The 17,492-nt window shown below is 73.6% G+C and carries 13 protein-coding genes; 2 read left to right on the top strand and 11 right to left on the bottom strand.

Features of this window, described 5'->3' with window-relative positions; translation table 11 throughout:
* Positions 1-570: 570 nt before the first annotated feature.
* Positions 571-1,578 carry a stage II sporulation protein M gene (locus tag E4U92_RS25595; protein WP_137302794.1) on the bottom strand — a complete coding sequence of 336 codons (1,008 nt, stop codon included), beginning with the start codon at positions 1,576-1,578 and terminating at the stop codon, positions 571-573.
* A gap of 149 nt (positions 1,579-1,727) precedes the next feature.
* Between E4U92_RS25595 and E4U92_RS25590 the strand changes: the two genes are divergently transcribed.
* The gene (locus tag E4U92_RS25590) at positions 1,728-2,693 is read left to right on the top strand and encodes an RDD family protein (protein ID WP_137302793.1); all 966 of its coding nucleotides are present in this window, start codon (positions 1,728-1,730) and stop codon (positions 2,691-2,693) included.
* A 43-nt stretch (positions 2,694-2,736) separates the two neighbouring features.
* On the opposite strand, the gene E4U92_RS25585 is transcribed toward E4U92_RS25590, so the two are convergent.
* From E4U92_RS25585 to E4U92_RS25545, 8 genes are all read right to left on the bottom strand, one after another.
* Positions 2,737-3,351 carry a hypothetical protein gene (locus E4U92_RS25585; protein WP_137302792.1) on the bottom strand — a complete coding sequence of 205 codons (615 nt, stop codon included), beginning with the start codon at positions 3,349-3,351 and terminating at the stop codon, positions 2,737-2,739.
* Between the two features lie 177 nt (positions 3,352-3,528).
* Positions 3,529-4,986 carry an adenosylhomocysteinase gene (gene ahcY, locus E4U92_RS25580; RefSeq protein ID WP_137302791.1) on the bottom strand — a complete coding sequence of 486 codons (1,458 nt, stop codon included), beginning with the start codon at positions 4,984-4,986 and terminating at the stop codon, positions 3,529-3,531.
* A gap of 295 nt (positions 4,987-5,281) precedes the next feature.
* Positions 5,282-6,262, bottom strand: a complete 981-nt coding sequence (locus E4U92_RS25570; RefSeq protein ID WP_137302790.1) for a cation diffusion facilitator family transporter — start codon at positions 6,260-6,262, stop codon at positions 5,282-5,284.
* A gap of 144 nt (positions 6,263-6,406) precedes the next feature.
* Positions 6,407-7,558 (bottom strand): mannose-6-phosphate isomerase, class I, encoded by a 1,152-nt coding sequence (gene manA, locus E4U92_RS25565; protein ID WP_137302789.1) that lies wholly within the window; start codon positions 7,556-7,558, stop codon positions 6,407-6,409.
* Positions 7,559-7,602: 44 nt separating this feature from the next.
* On the bottom strand, positions 7,603-8,736 hold the full coding sequence (locus E4U92_RS25560) for an SIS domain-containing protein (RefSeq protein WP_137302788.1): 1,134 nt from the start codon (positions 8,734-8,736) through the stop codon (positions 7,603-7,605).
* 165 nt (positions 8,737-8,901) lie between these two features.
* A complete protein-coding gene (locus E4U92_RS25555) occupies positions 8,902-9,072 on the bottom strand; it encodes a Trm112 family protein (protein ID WP_079084056.1) in 171 nt (56 codons plus the stop codon).
* A gap of 179 nt (positions 9,073-9,251) precedes the next feature.
* Positions 9,252-10,616 carry a phosphomannomutase/phosphoglucomutase gene (locus E4U92_RS25550; RefSeq protein WP_137302787.1) on the bottom strand — a complete coding sequence of 455 codons (1,365 nt, stop codon included), beginning with the start codon at positions 10,614-10,616 and terminating at the stop codon, positions 9,252-9,254.
* A gap of 186 nt (positions 10,617-10,802) precedes the next feature.
* Positions 10,803-11,219: a DUF3499 domain-containing protein gene (locus E4U92_RS25545; protein ID WP_079084057.1), complete on the bottom strand. Its 417-nt coding sequence runs from the start codon at positions 11,217-11,219 to the stop codon at positions 10,803-10,805.
* Between the two features lie 295 nt (positions 11,220-11,514).
* On the opposite strand from E4U92_RS25545, the gene E4U92_RS25540 reads away from it, so the two are divergent.
* Positions 11,515-11,964, top strand: a complete 450-nt coding sequence (locus E4U92_RS25540; protein WP_137302786.1) for a metallopeptidase family protein — start codon at positions 11,515-11,517, stop codon at positions 11,962-11,964.
* Between the two features lie 45 nt (positions 11,965-12,009).
* Here the strand turns inward: E4U92_RS25540 and E4U92_RS25535 are convergent, their stop codons facing one another.
* Both E4U92_RS25535 and E4U92_RS25530 read right to left on the bottom strand, forming a co-directional pair.
* Positions 12,010-13,572: a DUF5719 family protein gene (locus E4U92_RS25535; RefSeq protein WP_137302785.1), complete on the bottom strand. Its 1,563-nt coding sequence runs from the start codon at positions 13,570-13,572 to the stop codon at positions 12,010-12,012.
* Positions 13,569-17,288, bottom strand: coding sequence for a glycosyltransferase family 2 protein (locus E4U92_RS25530; protein WP_137302784.1), 3,720 nt, complete (start codon positions 17,286-17,288; stop codon positions 13,569-13,571). Before E4U92_RS25530 ends, E4U92_RS25535 begins: the two co-directional genes overlap by 4 nt.
* Positions 17,289-17,492 lie beyond the last annotated feature (204 nt).

Here is a 17,492-nt window from a genome sequence, read left to right as displayed (position 1 = left end):
AATGTTTACCGGTAATCCGGTGTACACATCACGAGAGCGGTGCGAGAGGAGGAATAGTCCCCTCGCACTCAGCGTCCTCGCTGTGTTTTCTTCAAAGGAACCTCGTCCCGGTCGTGATGACCGGAGGCGGGGTATCAACATATCTGGCGTTGATTTTTGGCACGCTGTTGAGTTCTCAAGGAACGGTCGCTTCCTTTGTACTCACCCGAGAGACTCTCTCGCGGCTTTCCTCCGGGCGCTTCCCTTCGGTCTTGCGTTTCCGACTCTATCAGATCTTTCTGATCCGATTTCCTCGGTGCTTTCCAGTCGACCGCTTTTCTTTCGCGGTTTCCTTTCCGGCGTTTCCGACTTTATCAGAAGTTCTGGGCCGGTTTGACCGGCGGCCGTTTTCCGATTTTGTCGGGGTCTCTTTGGAATCTGCGTTCCGTGAGACCTGTAGATACTAACCGCTGCCGACCGGATGCGATCCAGTTCCAGGCAACTGTTCGAATCTACCTCCCCACCGGATCCGTGTCAACAGCTCCTGCGGGGCGAAGAGGAGACTAGCAGCTCAGCGGGCGCGATCGCACATCAGGCGGCCGTGGGGACGGTGGCGCTGCGCTCGGCCGCCTCGACGTCACCCGTCTCCCCGGTGCGTGCGGCCCGTCCGCCGAGGACGTAGACGTAGGTGAGGAACGCCAGCTCGGCGGTCACTCCGATCGCGATGCGGGCCCAGGTGGGCAGGCCGGAGGGGGTGACGAAGCCTTCGATGGCGCCGGAGACGAACAGGACCAGGGCGAGGCCGATGGCCATGCCGACCGCGGCGCGGCCCTCTTCGGCCAGGGCGGTGCGACGGGTGCGGGGGCCCGGGTCGATGACGGTCCAGCCGAGGCGCAGGCCCGTGCCGGCGGCGACGAACACCGCGGTCAGTTCGAGCAGGCCGTGCGGCAGGACCAGGCCGAGGAACGTGTCGAGGCGGCCGGCGGAGGACATGAGTCCGAGGCCGATGCCGAGGTTGAGCATGTTCTGGAACAGGATCCACAGGACGGGCAGGCCGAGGAAGACACCCAGGACGAGGCACATCGCGGCCGCCTGCGCGTTGTTCGTCCACACCTGTGCGGCGAAGGCGGCGGCGGGGTGGCTGGAGTAGTAGGTCTCGTACTCGCCGCCGGGGCGGGTGAGTTCGCGCAGGTCGCTGGGGGTGGCGATGGTGGTCTGCACCTCCGGGTGGGTGCCGATCCACCAGCCGAGGAGGACGGCCAGGGCCGTCGACAGCAGCGCGGTGGGGACCCACCAGTGGCGCGACCGGTAGACGGCGGCGGGGAACCCGTGGGTGAGGAAGCGGGTCACGTCGCGCCAGGAGGCGCGGCGGGCGCCGGTGACGGCGCTTCGCGCGCGTGCGACGAGCTGGCTGAGCCGGCCGGTGAGCTGCGGGTCGGGTGCGCTGGACTGGATCAGGGAGAGGTGGGTGGCGGTGCGCTGGTAGAGCGTGACGAGTTCGTCGACCTCGGGGCCGGTGAGGCGGCGCTGGCGGCGCAGCAGGGTGTCGAGGCGGTCCCACTCGGCCCGGTGGGCGGAGACGAAGACGTCGAGGTCCATCGGTGTGCCTGCTCCTCGGCTGTTCGTCGGCTGTCGTCGGGGGTCGGGGACCGCTGGCCCAGATGTCAGCTTGTCGTACTGCGGCGCGATGTGCCCTCAGCTTGGCAGACTGGCCGGTCTCGGGGCAGGTCAGGGGAAGGGCGGCGGACGTGAGTGAGCTGGTGACCGGTGAGGCGGTGGCGTTGGAGTTGCAACCCGCCAGGCTGCCGAGCAGGGCGTTGGCCACGCTGCTGGATCTGACGGTGGCCGTGGTGGTCTACGTGGGCGTGTCCGTCGGGGTGGTCCTGGGGACCGCGTCGCTGGACGACGCGGCACAGGTCGCGTTGTCGATCGCCGCGTTCCTGCTGGTGCTGGTGGGTGGGCCGATCGCTGTGGAGACGCTGAGCCACGGGCGTTCGCTGGGGAAGGCGGCGTGCGGTCTGCGGGTGGTGCGCGACGACGGGGGGCCGATCCGGTTCCGGCACGCGCTCGTGCGGGGCGCGATCGGGGTGGTGGAGATCCTGCTGACGGGCGGGGTGATCGCGTGCGTCGCGTCGTTGGTGTCGGCGCGGGGGCGTCGGGTGGGTGACGTGTTCGCGGGGACGTTGGTGGTGCGGGAGCGGGTGCCGGTGGCGCGGACGGGTTTCGTCGCGCCTCCCCCGCCGTGGCTGGCCGGGCGGTTCTCCGGGCTGGACCTGTCGGCGGTGCCGGAGGGGTTGTGGCTGGCGATACGCCAGTACCTGGGCCGCATGCACCAGCTCGACCCGCAGGTCGGCTGGACCATGGCCGAGCGGCTGGCCGGGGATCTGACGGCCCGCACCGGGGCGCCGGCGCCGGCGGGTGTGCCGCCGGCCGCGTACCTGGCGGCGGTGGTGCAGGAGCGGCAGGCCCGGGAGGTCCGCCGGGCCGCTCCGGCGGCCTCTGCTCCGCCGGGGCCCGCATACGGTCCGGTCCCTCCTGCGGCGCCTGCGGCACCTGTGTACGGTCCGCCGCCCGGCGTTGCGCCGGCCGCGCCCGCGTTCGCTGCGCCTGCGGCCGGGGAACCCGCTGCGCCTTCCCCCGGCCCTCAGGCCGAGGAGTCCCGCGAGCGGCCGGTCGACCGGCGTCCGGGCACCGGGTTCGTCCCGCCCGCCTGAGGCGGCTCGGTGCCGCTCGATCCCTCCGGGAGCGCTGTCCTGGTCAGGCGAACGTCGAGGGCGGTGACTCCAGGTCTTCCAGCTCGATGCCGGGTGCCGAGAGGACCACGTCCCCGGCGATGTGCACGGAGTGCTGCTCGCCCGTGTCCAGGGCTGTGACCTGGTAGGTGTCCACGGTCAGGGGGCCGTTGTCAGTGGCGTGTGCTTCGCTGTCGACCAAGGCCCAGGACTGGTCCACGGTGCGCGGGGCGAGCACCGGGTCCGTGAGGGCCACGAGGCGGACGCGGGTCGCGGCGGAGGAGGGGGTGAGGCGCAGGAGACGAGCCGTGGCGACGAGGAACGCGGGGGACGTGCCGGTGAAGGCGTGGGCGCGCACGGTGCCTTCGGTGGCATGGGTTCCGGTGGGGTCGGTGCGGACCCAGGTGACGCCGTCGAGGGCGGCACCGCGCACCTGCCAGCTTCCCGCGTGCAGTTCGAGGCGGAGGGGGCGGCCGAGGTCGTCCAGGGTGAGGTCGACCGAGCCGGTGTGATCGCCGGTGGGGGTCGTCCGCCGGGCGACGTAGCGCCAGCCGGAGGGGCCGGGGGCGCACTGGAAGTGTTCTTCGGCGAGGGGGGTGTGGTCGTGCGGGTCGTGGAGCGAATACCGGCCGCGGGGCATGGGGGTCCTGGGTCGTGACGGGCTGGCCGGGCGCCGTGGCGGTGGCCCGGCCGGGAGGGCCGACGGGGCAGGCCCCCGACACGGGGGTGCGGGGGCCTGCCTCGGAGGTTCGGCCGGCGGACGGCCGTGGCGGTCGCCGGTGCGCGGGGTCGCGCGGCCGGCGGCCGGGTCACCGGCTCAGTAGCGGTAGTGGTCCGACTTGTACGGGCCCTCGACCTCGACGCCGATGTAGGCGGCCTGCTCCGGGCGCAGGGTCGTGAGCTTGACGCCGAGGGCGTCCAGGTGCAGGCGGGCGACCTTCTCGTCCAGGTGCTTGGGCAGCGTGTACACACCCACCGGGTACTCGTCCGGCTTGGTGAACAGCTCGATCTGCGCCAGCGTCTGGTCGGCGAAGGAGTTGGACATCACGAACGAGGGGTGGCCGGTGGCATTGCCCAGGTTCAGCAGACGGCCCTCGGACAGCACGATGATCTTCTTGCCGTCGGGGAACGTCCAGGTGTGGACCTGCGGCTTGACCTCGTCCTTGACGATGCCGGGGATCTTGGCCAGGCCCGCCATGTCAATCTCGTTGTCGAAGTGGCCGATGTTGCCCACGATCGCCTGGTGCTTCATCCGTGCCATGTCCGAGGCCAGGATGATGTCCTTGTTGCCCGTGGTGGTGATGAAGATGTCGGCCGTCTCCACGACGTCCTCGAGCGTGGTGACCTGGTAGCCGTCCATCGCCGCCTGCAGCGCGCAGATCGGGTCGATCTCAGTGATGATCACCCGGGCGCCCTGGCCGCGCAGGGACTCCGCGCAGCCCTTGCCGACGTCGCCGTAGCCGCAGACCACGGCCGTCTTGCCGCCGATCAGCGTGTCCGTGGCGCGGTTGATGCCGTCGATCAGCGAGTGCCGGCAGCCGTACTTGTTGTCGAACTTCGACTTCGTCACTGCGTCGTTGACGTTGATCGCCGGGAACAGCAGCACCCCGTCCCGCTGCATCTCGTACAGGCGGTGCACGCCGGTCGTGGTCTCCTCGGTGACGCCGCGGATCTCGGAGGCCAGCTGGGTCCACTTCTGGGGGGACTCCGCGACCGTGCGGGTCAGGAGCTCCAGGATGACCCGGTGCTCGTCGGACTCGGCGGTGTCGGGCGAGGGGACCTTGCCGTCCTTCTCGTACTCGACGCCCTTGTGGACGAGCAGGGTGGCGTCGCCGCCGTCGTCGAGGATCATGTTGGGGCCGCCGGTGGGGCTGTCCGGCCAGGTCAGGGCCTGCTCGGTGCACCACCAGTACTCTTCGAGGGTCTCGCCCTTCCAGGCGAAGACGGGGATGCCCTGCGGGTTGTCGGGCGTGCCGTTCGGGCCGACGGCGATGGCGGCGGCCGCATGGTCCTGGGTGGAGAAGATGTTGCAGGACGCCCAGCGGACCTCGGCGCCGAGGGCGACCAGGGTCTCGATGAGGACGGCGGTCTGCACCGTCATGTGCAGGGAGCCGGTGACCCGGGCGCCGGCCAGCGGCCGGGCCTCGGCGTACTCCTTGCGGATCGCCATCAGGCCGGGCATCTCGTGCTCGGCGAGGGTGATCTCCTTGCGGCCGAACTCGGCCAGGGAGAGATCGGCGACCTTGAAGTCCTGTCGGTTGTCGACAGTCGTCATTGCGAGCTGCTCCTCGGGGTTGGGTCGAGGTCTGGGTACGGCTGGTCTGCGCGGCGGCGGACACCGGGGTGCCCGAAGGAGGGCACAGGCATGCCCGCGTACGCGCAGCGCAGTCCGTCGGAGGCCCTCTCTCCCTCGGTCGGTCCGTGTCGGGACCGCCCGACCGCCATCAGCAGCGACGTCTGGCTCCGTTCCAAGCTACACCGCGGACGGCGGCGGCCCCCAGTCCGCCTGCGCTCGGATCGAGCCGTTCGCGTGCTCTCCCGTGGCGGGAGGTCAGGGGGCACCGTGACGGTCAGTGACCGGCCGGGTGGGGTGCGGGGCCGCCGGGGGTGGCTTCCGGGTCGGCGCCGCGGGCGGCTTCGGTCTCGCTGTAGATGTCCGGTTCCAGGTAGATGACGCGGGCGATGGGGACGGCTTCGCGGATGCGGGCCTCGGCGGCGTTGATGGCGGCGGCGACCTCGCCGGCGGTGTCGTCGTGCTGGACGGCGATCTTCGCGGCGACGAGGAGTTCCTCGGGGCCGAGGTGCAGGGTGCGCATGTGGATGATGCCGGTGACGGTGTGGCCGTCGACGACGGCGGCCTCGATCTTGCGGACCTCCGGCAGGCCGGCGGACTCGCCGAGGAGCAGGGACTTGGTCTCGGCGGCCAGGACGAGCGCGATGCTGACGAGGAGGACACCGATCAGGACGGTGCCGATGCCGTCCCAGACGCCGTCGCCGGTCAGCAGGGCGAGGCCGACGCCGCCGAGGGCGAGGACCAGGCCGATGAGGGCGCCGAAGTCCTCCAGGAGGACGACGGGCAGCTCGGGGGCCTTGGCGCGGCGGATGAACTGGGCCCAACTGAGCTTGCCGCGCAGTTCGTTGGACTCCTTGATGGCCGTGCGGAACGAGTAGCCCTCGGCGAGGATCGCGAAGACGAGCACGCCCACCGGCCAGTACCAGTGCTCCAGTTCGTGCGGGTGGCGGATCTTCTCGTAGCCCTCGTAGATGGCGAACATGCCGCCGACGGAGAAGAGGACGATGGAGACGAGGAAGGCGTAGATGTAGCGCTCGCGGCCGTAGCCGAACGGGTGTTGCGGGGTGGCCTCGCGCTGTGCCTTCTTGCCGCCGACCAGCAGCAGGAACTGGTTGCCGGAGTCGGCGAGGGAGTGCACGCCCTCGGCGAGCATCGACGACGAGCCGCTGAACGCGAACGCCACGAACTTCGATGCCGCGATCGCGAGGTTGGCTCCGAGTGCCGCCACGATCGCCCTGGTGCCGCCTGACGCGCTCATGTGTCCGCGTTGTCCCTTCGCCGTCGTCCGCTACGCCCGGTCGGGCCTTTGCCCGCTCTTTGCCGGTGGGCCATTCTTGCAGCCCGGATCGTCACTGGCTTCTCAGGTATCCACAGACGCGGTCGTACGATCCTGTTATTTGGGTCAGGCGATCACCGTGGCGCGGAACAGGGTGCCCGCGCCGGACGCCTCGGTCTTCTCGCCCGCGGCGACGAACACCGACTGCCCGGCCGTCAGCTCCTCCTCGCCCACCCGGACCGTGCCCGCGGTGCACAGCAGGATCTGCGGGGTGGCGCGGGTCAGGTCGTGGGCGGCGGCGCCGCGGGGCAGGACGTACCGCGACAGGCGGAACTCGTCGATGGGCGTCTCGTAGACCTCTTCGCCGTCGGGGGCGGCCTCGGGGCGCAGCACGCCCGGGTCGCGGGGCTCGAAGCGGACCACGCGCAGGAGTTCGGGGACGTCGACGTGCTTGGGGGTCAGGCCGCAGCGCAGCACGTTGTCGGAGTTGGCCATGATCTCGACGCCGAGTCCGCTGAGGTACGCGTGCGGGATGCCCGCGCCGAGGAACAGGGCCTCGCCGGGCTGGAGCCGGACGTGGTTCAGGAGCATCGCGGCGAGGACGCCGGGGTCACCGGGGTAGTGGTGGGCGATGCCGGCGTAGGGGGCGTAGTCGCCGCCGAGGCGGTCGCAGGCGGCCGCGGCCCGGTCGACGGTGTGGGCCATCTCGGCGCGGTCGGCGCTCAGCACGGCGGTGAGGACCTCGCGCAGGGCGGCGTCCTCGGGGTGGGCGCGCAGCACGTCGACGTACGGCGTGAGGGAGTCGACGCCGAGGCCCTCCAGCAGGTCGGCGGCGTGGGCCGGGTCACGGAAGCCGCACAGGCCGTCGAACTCGGTGAGCGCGCAGACCAGTTCGGGCTTGTGGTTGGCGTCCTTGTAGTTGCGGTGCGGGGCGTCGACGGGGATACCGCGGCGCTCCTCGTCCTCGTAGCCCTGCCGGGCCTGGTCGAGGTCGGGGTGCACCTGCAGGGAGAGCGGGGCGCCGGCGGCGAGCAGCTTCAGCAGGAACGGCAGGCGCGGGCCGAACTTCGCGACGGCCTCGGCGCCGAGCTCGCGTTCCGGGTCGGCGTCGATCACCTGGTCGAGGGGGCCGCGGCCGGTGCCGGAGGGGGCGCCGGGGTGGGCGCCCATCCACATCTCGGCCTGCGGTTCGCCGGTCGGCTCGACGCCGAGGAGCTGGGGGATCGCGGTTGTCGAACCCCAGGCGTAGGGGCGGACGGTGTTGTCGAGGCGGTCCATACCGTTCCTTGCGGGCTGTCGTCGTGCGGGGGGCGGACCAAGGATCAGGCGCCGGAGGCGAGCGCCAGGTAAACGGCGGCGAAATCGGTGACGGCGATCAGCTCGGCCAGCGTCTCGAGTTCGTCGCCGGGTTCGGGTTCGAGTTCGCTGATCGGCGTGTCGTTGCCGAGGGCCAGGTCACGGGCGGCGGGGGCGGCGGTGAGGCCGCCGATGGGGCGGTCGCGGAGCAGCACCACGCGGGCGTGCAGGGCGGGCGGCTCCTCCACGCGGTCGCGGAAGAAGTCGTCGGGGTCGGCACCGGCGGCGAGCGGGCCGGCGAGGAGCGCGCTGTGCTCGGCGAGCGCCTCGGGCAGCTCGGCGACGAGCGCGGGGCGGCCGGACAGCTCGGCGAGGGCGGCGGCGAAGCGGCGGCCGGCGGGTCCGGCGGAGACCCCCTCGGTCCAGACGACGGGCAGCGTGTCGGCGAGTTCCGTAGCGAGCGTCTTGGCGGGGTTGCTGTAGGTCGCGACGGCGGGGCCGCAGCGTTCGGCGACGCGGTCGAGGCGGTCGGCGACCTTCTCCAGCGCGTCGGCGGGCGCGGAGAGCAGCGCGATGCGGTCCAGGAGCGCCAGCAGCGGGGTGAGCAGGGCCCACAGGACGCCGGGGGCGGAGGCCGCGGCCGGCGGCACCTCGTCCTGTTCGTACGGTGCGGTCGCCATGGGCACGAACAGGCCGTGCGCGACTCCGGACGCCTCGGTCAGCGGGGCGCCGGCGGGGGCGACGGCGACGACCGTGCAGCCGCGGCGGTAGGCCTGTTCGGCGAGGAGGGAGAGGCCGGGTTCGCTGCCGTCCGGGGTGGCGATGAGCAGCAGGTCCAGCGATCCGGCCCAGCCGGGGAGGTCCCAGCGCAGGGCGCCCGCGGCGGGGGCCACGCCGGTGGGGGCGAGGCGGGTGACCGGGCAGGCGGCGCCGGCGAGGGTGCCGAGCAGGTCGGCGGCGCAGGTGGCGGCGGCGCCGGGGCCGGCGATGAGGACGGCGCGGGGGCGGCCGTCCGGCTTCAACTGCCCCACCCCGGCCTCGGCGGCGTGCCGGGCCGCGGTGCGCACCCGGGCACCGGCCTCGGCCGCACCGCGCAGCAGGGCCCGACGGTCGGCCTCGGCCAGGGCCTCCGGCGTGTCGAGCAGCGATTCGTCGAGCATGGCGTCAGGTCTCCGATCGCCGGTGGTCGTCGGGGGTGCGGGCGCCGGGTGGCGTGGGGGACGCGGATCCGCGGGGGTACGCCGGCGGCTGTGCCGGACGCCCGTCGAGCACAGGCGCCTCGGGGCCGTACGGCTCGGGAGGCTTCCCGGCGCGGCCGCGCGGGGTCACTCGGGGCGGCGGGCCTCGTCCACGAGGAGGACGGGGATGCCGTCGCGCACCGGGTACGCCAGGCCGCAGTCCTGTCCGGTGCAGACCAGCTCGGCGTCCTGCTCCTTGAGGGGCGCGTGGCAGGCCGGGCAGGCGAGGATCTCCAGAAGGCCGGCTTCGAGCGGCATGGGGCTGTCCCTTCGAGACGAATGGTGCTGGTCGTACGGGCGCTGCGCCGCACGGGTGTGCCGCGCTGTGCGGGCGTGTGCGGATGTGCCTGGTCAGCGTACCGCCGGTGGAACGGCCGACGCGGGGTGACGGCCACCTCGGCCGCCGCCCGGGCCGCACCCCCGCTCCGGCTCGGCCGTCAGGCGCGGATGACGGCCAGCACCTCGTCGCGCACCGTGGCCATCGTGGCCTCGTCGCGCGCCTCCGCGTTGAGCCGCAGCAACGGCTCGGTGTTGGACGGGCGGACGTTGAACCACCAGTCGGCCGCGGACACGGTGAGGCCGTCGAGTTCGTCGAGGGTGACGTCCTCGCGGTCGCCGTAGGCCGCCTTGAGGGCGGCGATGCGCCCCGCCTGGTCGTCGACCGTGGAGTTGATCTCGCCGGAGCCCGCGTAGCGGTCGTACTGGGCGACCAGCGCGGACAGGGGGCCGTCCTGGCCGCCGAGGGCCGCGAGGACGTGCAGGGCGGCCAGCATGCCCGTGTCGGCGTTCCAGAAGTCCTTGAAGTAGTAGTGGGCCGAGTGCTCGCCGCCGAAGATGGCGCCGCTGCGGGCCATCTCGGCCTTGATGAAGGAGTGGCCGACGCGGGTGCGCACGGGGGTGCCGCCGTTCTCCTCCACGACCTCGGGGACCGTCCAGGACGTGATCAGGTTGTGGATGACCGTGCCCGTGCCGCCGTTGCGGGCCAGCTCGCGCGCGGCCACCAGGGCGGTGATCGCGGACGGCGAGACCGGGTCGCCGTGTTCGTCGACGACGAAGCAGCGGTCGGCGTCGCCGTCGAAGGCGAGGCCGAGGTCGGCGCCCTCCATGGGGACCCGCTTCTGCAGGTCGACGAGGTTGGCGGGGTCCAGCGGGTTGGCCTCGTGGTTCGGGAAGGTGCCGTCCAGCTCGAAGTACATCGGGACCAGCGTCAGCGGCAGGCCGGCGAAGACGGTCGGGACGGTGTGGCCGCCCATGCCGTTGCCCGCGTCGACGACGACCTTCAGGGGGCGGACCGCGCTCAGGTCGACGAGGGAGCGCAGGTGTGCCGCGTAGTCCTCCAACGTCTCGCGCCGGGTGAGGGTTCCCGGCCGCCCGGACGGCTCGGGTGCGCCCGTGGTGCTCCACCGTTCGACCAGGGCGCGGATCTCCGCGAGGCCGGTGTCCTGGCCGACGGGCGCCGCCCCCGCGCGGCACAGCTTGATGCCGTTGTACTGGGCCGGGTTGTGCGAGGCGGTGAACATGGCGCCCGGCACGTCCAGTGCGCCGGAGGCGTAGTAGAGCTGGTCCGTGGAGCACAGGCCGATGCCGGTGACGTCGACGCCGCGGGCGGCGGCACCGCGGGCGAAGGCGGCGGCCAGGCCGGGCGAGGAGGGCCGCATGTCGTGGCCGACGACGATCGCGCGGGCGCCGGTCACCTGGGCGAAGGCGGCGCCGAACAGTTCGGCCAGCGACTCGTCCCACTGGTCCGGGACCACGCCGCGCACGTCGTACGCCTTCACGATCTGCGACAGATCAGCAACCACGGTCACCCTTCCTCGAGTCCACTCGGTCGCCACAAACTACAGGCACGGGGACGTCAACGGGCGCGGCGGAGATGCACCCTGGAGGGCGGCGCCATCACCCCGGAGAGGGACGCGGCACGGACCGGCCGAGTCGCAGGAACGGCGCAGGGAGCCCGACTGGCGTGCGGCGGAACCCGGTTGGCCGGGTCAGTTGTCCGGTGAGCGCAGCACCCGCAGGTGGCCGCGGCGGGCGACCTCCATCGGGTCGGCCCCGCGGGAACCGCCGCCGGCCGCCCGCTCCTGGGGGCGGGCCGCCTCGCGCACCGCGTTGGCGAGCGCTTCCAGGTCGTCGCCGCTGGGCCGGGCGGGGGCCGAACCGTCGAGCAGGCGGACGACCTCCCAGCCGCGCGGGGCGGTCAGGCGCTCGGAGTGCTCGGCGCACAGGTCGTAGCAGTGGGGTTCGGCGTAGGTGGCGAGCGGGCCGAGGACCGCGGTCGAGTCGGCGTAGACGTACGTCAGCGTCGCGACGGCGGGTCGGCCGCAAGCGGTGCGCGAACAGCGACGTACAGGGCTCACGACGTTGGACGGTACCGCACTCTTGAGCGGGCCGCGACGACTCTCCACCAGGTCACTCCACCGTGTCGTGTTGTGAAACGCCCCACAGATCACTCCTGTCATACCTCTCTGACCTGGGTGAACACCAGCCCTGACGGCGGAGGGGAACGATCCGGCCGGGCACCGATCGGTGCAAAGGCCATCAATTGCCACGAGTTCCACGGTCCCGCAGAGATACGGAATCGAGCCCAACCTTGGCTGGAATGGTCATCGGGCGACACACCGTGGGCGGGATCGGACGGTGTCCGGTCCTCCGCGTCGGGGTCGGGCGCCGGCAGGCGGCGACGGCTACGCTTCGGTAGTGATGGACAACCCCGTACCGCCCCGTGCCGCAGGCCCCGGGCCCCGCCGACGTGATCGCCACGGACGGGGCATGCGCGGGCCGATCGCGCCGCCGCAGGTGCCGCTGGCGGCCAGCCGTGCCGACGCGTTCGCGGACCTGGTGCAGGACTCGGTGGAGCGGCTGGAGCGGCGGTGGCCGCAGCTCGCCGAGATCGACTTCATGGTGCTCGAGGTGCCCCGGCTGGACGGGGCGGGCGTCCCGTGGAACGACGAGGCCGTGCCGCTCGGCGGGACGATCACGGCCCGCGACGGGCGCCGGGCCCGGGTGGTCGTGTACCGGCGGCCCGTCGAGATCCGCACCAAGGGACGGGACGAACGGGCCGCGCTGGTGCACGAGGTCGTCGTGGAGCAGGTCGCCGAACTGCTGGGGCTGACACCGGAGACGGTCGATCCGCGGTACGGCGAGGACTGACCGGGCCGACGTCCGCGGCCCTTCCGCCGGCCCGCCGTACGCGCCTTACCGCTGCAGCACGTCGAGGTTCTCGTCCGCCTTCGGCACCGACACCGTCCCCCGGTCGTAGGGGAGCGTCTGGATCGTGAAGCCGGGGGTGTCCTTGTCGGTGGACAGCAGCGTCCGCGCCGCGTACACCGGTGCCCCGGACACGTGCTCCACCGTGATCGCGTACGTGCCTTTCAGCCCCTGCGGCGCGGGCGGCACCACGTCCTGGGTCGTGCCGGCCTTGACCGTGTACGTCTGGGACGCGGTCGCGCCGCCCTCGCTGCCCGCCGACGACGTGACCTTGACCTGGGCGGTGCCCGTGGGCGCCGTCAGCGACAGCGTGGCGGCCTTGGCCCGGTTGTCGGCGACCGACGCGCGCGTGCCGACGGCGGCCGTGGCCGGGATGAACGCCGACTCCTGGTCCTCGCCCTTGCCGCGCACGACCCGGACGGCGGCGACGACCGGCACCGCACCGTCCGTCGGCGTCAGCACCAGGGAGCCGGCCTCGCCGCGCGTGACGTCGCCCAGGTCGACCGAGGCCGACATGCCGCCCTTGACGTGCAGCGTCTCGTGGCCGGCCGGGGTGATCAGCCCCGAGGAGGCGGCGAGCCGGACCTTCAGGTCGGCGTCGGCGTCGCCCGGCGCGAAGGCGACCAGCCGTACGGACGCGGCGTCCTTGGGGATGCCCGGGATCACCAGGGTGCCCGCCGGGTCGCCGGCCGGGGCCAGCCAGTCGCCGCCCAGCTTGTCGTCCAGGGCCTGGACGGCGGCCCCCACCCGCCCGCTGCGGACGTTGACGTGGACGGTCACCGCGTCCTGCTTCTCGGCGGTCAGCGTGGACAGCAGGATCGGGTCGCTCGCGTGCGGCGGGACCGTGATGCCCTCGCCGACGGTGGTCTGCAGGGAGCCGTCGGGGCCGTAGAGCTCGATGTCGACGACGGCGGCCGAGTCGTCGGGGTTGGTCAGGTGCACGTAGTCCGTGCGGTCGGCGGCCGTGCTGGCGCCCGGGAACCAGAACTCGGTGTCGGGCGCGGTGCAGTTGACGCCGAGCAGGCCGCGTCCGGTGCCGGCGGCGACCTCGGTGGTCTCCTGGACCGTCCAGCCGGAGGCGTACGAGCCCTCGGCCGTGCCCAGGTACGCGGGCGTGGTGCCGCCGCTGGTGCTGCCGGTGGCCGGGGTGCCGGGCGCCTTCGGGGCGAGGACGGGCTTCGCCGCCGACTTCCCGCCCTTCGCCTTGCTCTTCCCGCCGCTCTTGCCGTCGGTCTTGCTGTCGGTCTTGCCGTCAGCTTTGCCGTCCGTTGTGCCCGCTGCGTCCGCGGACTCCTCGGTGGCGGCCGTCAGTTGGGCGCTGCCCTTGGCGGCGGCGCCCTTGGTCACGGGCGTGAACGACGTGTACGCGGTCTCCGCGAGGTCGGAGGTGCTGGGCGCCGGACAGACCAGGCCGGTGCGCTCCACGGGCAGTTGGGCGGCCGCCCTGGCGGTGTCCGCGCCGGAGGTGTCGGGCGCGTCGAGCGTGGCGAAGCCGGTGACGGCGGCGAGCGCGGCCACGCCGGCGATCAGGGACAGGGTCGTGCGGTTCACTGCTGGCTCCCGTCGGGGCGCTCACTGCCGTGGGGGTGCTGCCGTGCCGGGTCGTACGCGGGGTCGTAGCCCTGGCCGTACGCCGGGTCGTAGGACTGCTGCGGGTACGTCGTCGGGTCGTACGGCGCCTGCTGTGCCTGGCCGTCGTAGCCGTACGGGTCGTAGGGGCCGGCCTGGTAGGGGTCGTACGTCTGCTGGTCGTAGCCGCCCGCCGGGTATTGCGGGGCGCCCTGGTAGGCGCCGTCCGGGTGACCGCCGTGGCCGGCGCCGGCGTACGTCGCCGGGTCCCACTCGTCGTACGGCCGCTGCTGCGGCACGGCGGCCGGAGGCTGCGGCGCCTCGGGGGACGCGGCGCCGTCGTCCTGGGCGCCCGTCCCGGCGGCTTCGGCGGCCTCGGCGCGGTCGCGCAGGCGGCGGGCGCGGCGGCCCTCGCCGGCGACGGCCTGGGCCGGGACCGGCTCCTCCTCGGGGAGGTCGTCGTCGACGTCGCGGCGGCGGCCCGGCAGGGCGAGCACCACGAGGACGAGGGCGAGGAGGCCCTGCGCCCACAGCCACAGGGTGTGGGTGAACGGGTCGTCGTAGGTGACGTCCAGCTTGCCGCCGGAGGAGGGCAGTGCGAAGCCCTGGGCCCAGCCGTCGACGGTGGTGCGCTCCAGCGGCTTGCCGTCGAGGGTGGCCGTCCAGCCGTCGGCGGCGGAGTCGGCCAGGCGCAGGATCCGGCCGTCGGCGCCCGCGGGGACCGTGGTGTGCAGCTCGACGGGGCCGGCGGCGACCGGGACCGGGGTGCCGGAGCCGGAGGGGGTGACGATCGCCGCGCGGGAGACCTCGCGGTCCACCGCCCACAGCGCGCTGCCGTCCTTCTGGCTGAGCCGCTTCAGGCCCGGGGTGGCGTCCAGCACGCGCGTGACCTCGCGCGGGGCGCCCTTGTGGACGAGGACGTACGCCACGGCGAACTTGCCGAGTTCGTCGGCCTGGTCGGCGCCGGAGCCCGCGACCAGGCTGGCGACGACCTTGTCGAGCCGGGCGTTCTCCCCGTCGGCGGCGGCCAGTTCGGCGTCGCCGAGGCGGGCGCCGGAGCCGCGCACCAGCATGTAGTCGACGTGGGCGGCGGAGTCGCTGTCGAGGACGAGGGTGCGGGCCTGGTCGCGGGTGCCCGCCTCCTCGGCGACGAACGCGGGCACCTGCACGGGGTTGCGGCGCTCCAGCGGCCCGTCGGCGCCGCCGATCATCCAGCCGGCGGCGACGAGCAGCGGGCCCGCGGCCGAGGCGAAGGCGATCAGCGCGGCGACCGGCTGGCGCCAGCCGAAGCTCTGCTCGGCGACCCGCGCGCGTGCTCCGTCGGCGCCGAGCGCGGCGGCGACGAGCAGGGCGATGCCGTAGACGAGGGTGGCGGGGCCGGCCCAGGTGGAGGCGTTGGACAGGACCGCGAAGACCAGGCCGACCAGGGCCACCGCCCAGGCGGTGAGGACGCTGCGGTGGCGCTCGGCGCGCAGCAGGGCGGCCAGCGCGGCGAGGACGATGCCGATCAGCATCAGCCCGTGCACCGTGCCGGGGCCGCCGGGGCTGGCGCCGAGCAGGTCGAGCGCGGAGGCCGAGGAGGCGCCGTAGTCGAGGCCGGCCTGGGTGAAGAAGCCGAACGGCAGCAGGGACAGCGACCAGGGCGCCAGGACCAGCAGGGGGGTGCCGAGCTGGGCGAGGAAGCGCAGCCCGTACGCGGGCAGGTCGGCGCGGCGCAGGGCCAGCACGGCGAGGGCGAGGACCAGCGCGATCGGCCACACGATCGGCGTGAACGCGGTGGTGACGGTCAGCAGCAGCGCGTAGGCCCAGGTGGCGCGCCAACTGCCGCGCGTGCCCGGGCGGTGGGCGAGGCCGCTCGCGGCGACGCCCGCGCGGGCGAGGAGCGGCAGCAGCACCGCGAGGACGGCGGTGCCGACGCGGCCGCCGGCGAGCGCGCCGGTGGCGGCGGGCAGGAACGCGTAGACGACGGCCGCCCAGGCGCGCAGCAGCCGGGACTCGACGAGGGGGCGGGAGGCGAAGTACGCGGTGAACCCGGCCAGCGGCACCGAGCAGACCAGCAGGACCGTCAGGGCGAGGCCGGTCGAGCCGAACAGCAGGGTGGCCAGGGTGGCGATGACCGCGAGGTAGGGCGGCGCGGACGGGGTGCCGCCGGCGCCGACCGGGTGCCAGGCGTCCGCGTAGCGCGACCACAGTTCGGAGGCGTCGGCCGGGGCGGGCAGCAGGGCGCCGCCGGCGAGCGCGCCGCCGCCGAGGAGGCTGCGGCAGGCGACCAGGGAGACCGCCAGCAGGAGCAGGAAGAGCACCGGACCGGGCTTGCGGGCGATGCGCTTGAGGCGGGCGAACTGCTCGACCTCGAGGAAGTCGGCGTCGTCGCCGCCGGGTCCGGACTCCAGGCCGCCGCCGTGCCGGCCGGCCGCGGGCGCCTCGGCGTCGGAGGAGCCGAAGAGGTCGCCCGCGGCCTGTTCGACGGTGGCCCGCACGGTCGCGCCGGGCGGCGGGAACAGCGGCCGCAGCTCGTCCTTGTCGACGGCCGGGCGGCCGCGCCTCTGGCGGCCGGCGAGGATGCGCTCGGGCCGCAGCAGCGTGCCCAGCAGGCCGCGGATCTCGTCGAGGGCCTGGCCGGGGACCTTGCCGACGAGGTAGGCGAGGGTGCGCAGGAGCGTGCCGACGACCACGCGCACGAGGACCCACGGCAGCGTCGCCGTACGGCTGTTGACGAGGAGGGTGTAGACGGCGCCCGCCTTGTCGACCTTGTGCGGGGAGGCGGCGGTGCGGCCCGCGCAGTCGACGGTGCGGCGCTCGCGGGAGGCGGCCTCGGCGTGCCGGACGACCGCCTCGGGGGCGACGAGGACGCGGTGGCCGGCGGCGTGCGCGCGCCAGCACAGGTCGACGTCGTCGCGCATCAGGGGCAGCCGCCGGTCGAAGCCGCCGAGCTGTTCGAAGACGTCGCGGCGGATCAGCATGCCCGCGGTGGACACCGACAGCACGGAGCGCACGTGGTCGTGCTGGCCCTGGTCCTGCTCGCGGCGGTCCAGGCCGGTCCAGCGGCGGCCGGAGGGGGCGATGGTGACGCCGACCTCCAGCAACTGGCGGCGGTCGTACCAGCCGCGCAGCTTGGGGCCGACCACGGCGACGTCGTCGCGGCCCAGTTCGAGTTCGGTCTCCACGACCCGCAGCAGCTCGGCGAGGGCGTCGGGCTCGGGCGCGCAGTCGTCGTGCAGCAGCCACAGCCACTGGATCGGTTCGCCGTAGGGAAGTTCGGGCAGGTCATAGGCGTCGTCGCGCCACGTGCGCGTGACGGGGTCCCAGCCGCTGGGGCGCTTGAGGTACGGCAGGTCGTCGGGGGTGAGGACCGGGGCCGTGCGGGTGGCCTCCTCGACGGCCTGGCCGAAGCCGGTGCGGCGGGCGAGGTGGAGCACCCGGTCGGCGCCGAGGGCCTCGGTCACCAGGTGCGCGGAGTCGTCGGCGCTGCCGGTGTCGGCGGCCACGACGGACTGCACGGACCGCTCCTGGCCGAGCAGGCCGGCGAGCGCGTCGGGCAGCCAGCGGGCCCCGTCGTGGGAGACGAGGACCGCGGTCACCACGTGACGCGGGAACTCGGGGGGACGGGTCGGGTCGGTTCCCGGCAGGCGGGTCGGGTCGGATCCCGCCGTGGCAGCGGCGCCGTGATGCGCCGTCGAGTGGCTGTACGCGGACATCGAGGTACGGGCCCCGGTTCGATGGACTGCGGTGGACGCCTGTGCCGTGTGCGCACGGCGGGGCGTCTCGGACGAGCGCCCACACTATCGGCTGGGCATGACGACGGCCCGCCGCCTGTGGACAACCCACGGGCCACGGGCCGTTCGCACCGGTGTGCGGACGCGGGCAGTGCCCTCGATGTGCGCGGTACGCGCGCGGGGTGA

This window comes from Streptomyces galbus (assembly GCF_005280195.1).
GTDB lineage: Bacteria > Actinomycetota > Actinomycetes > Streptomycetales > Streptomycetaceae > Streptomyces > Streptomyces galbus.
This window is presented reverse-complemented; position numbering and strand designations above follow the sequence as displayed.